At 67.5% G+C, this 982-nt stretch carries 1 protein-coding gene; it reads left to right on the top strand.

What is annotated here, in order from left to right; translation table 11 throughout:
* The first annotated feature begins 61 nt into the window (after nucleotides 1–61).
* Nucleotides 62–958 (top strand): IS982 family transposase, encoded by an 897-nt coding sequence (locus tag ACTWQC_RS35785; protein ID WP_443320046.1) that lies wholly within the window; start codon nucleotides 62–64, stop codon nucleotides 956–958.
* Nucleotides 959–982 lie beyond the last annotated feature (24 nt).

Below are 982 nucleotides of genomic sequence, written 5' to 3'. Positions count from 1 at the left end.
CTAGACGAGTAGTTCCGATTGCGGGGTTCACGGACGCGGGGAGGGTGTCCAACATCGGGTTGTGACGACCGAGTTAGACACCCTCTTGACCGCACTGTACGTGCACATCGACGACCGCTTGAAGACCTCGCGGTGGCGTGGTCGGCCGCCCCGGTTGACCGACGCGGAACTGGTCACCCTAGCCGTGGCCCAGGCCATGCTCGGCTTCCACTGCGAGGCCCGCTGGCTGCGCTTCGCCCACGCCCACCTGCACGGCATGTTCCCCTACCTGCCCCAGCGGCCCGCCTACAACAAGCGCCTGCGGGCCGCACTGGGCCTGGTCGAGCAGGCGATCCGGTCCCTGGCCGCGGACACCGACCTGTGGCTGGACGACCTGTGGATCGTGGACTCCACACCCGTCGAATGCGCCCGCTCGCGTGAGACCGTCAAGCGCTCCGACCTGGCCGGATGGGCAAACTATGGCTACTGCCGCTCCCACTCACGCTTCTACTGGGGTCTGAAGCTGCACCTGGTGTGCACCCCGGCCGGCCTGCCGGTCACCTGGGCTCTGGCCGACCCGAAGACCGACGAACGGCAGGTGCTGGCCGCTCTGATCGACAACGAACCGCACCTGGCCGCCGACCGTCCGGGCCTGCTCATCCTGGCCGACAAGGGCTACATCTCCGCCGAACTCGACCGCTTCCTGGCCGCCCGCGGCATCAGACTTCTGCGGCCCTCCTACCGCAACCGCGGCACTCCCCGGCCGGGAGAAGCCCTGCTCAAGACGGTGCGGCAGCTGATTGAGTCGGTCAACGACACCCTCAAGGGCCAGCTCGACCTCGAACAGCACGGCGGCAGGACCATCGAGGGCGTCAGTGTCCGCGTGGCTCAGCGGATCCTGGCGATGACCTGCGCGATCTGGCACAACCGCACCATCGGCGCACCCGTCACCCGCTCGCTGATCGCCTACGACCACTGAGCCACATCGGAACTAATCGTCTAG

This window comes from Streptomyces sp. 8N616, assembly GCF_052246385.1.
Taxonomy (GTDB): domain Bacteria; phylum Actinomycetota; class Actinomycetes; order Streptomycetales; family Streptomycetaceae; genus Streptomyces.
The sequence above is the reverse complement of the archived record's forward strand: the minus strand, read 5'-3'. Positions and strand labels throughout refer to the sequence as shown.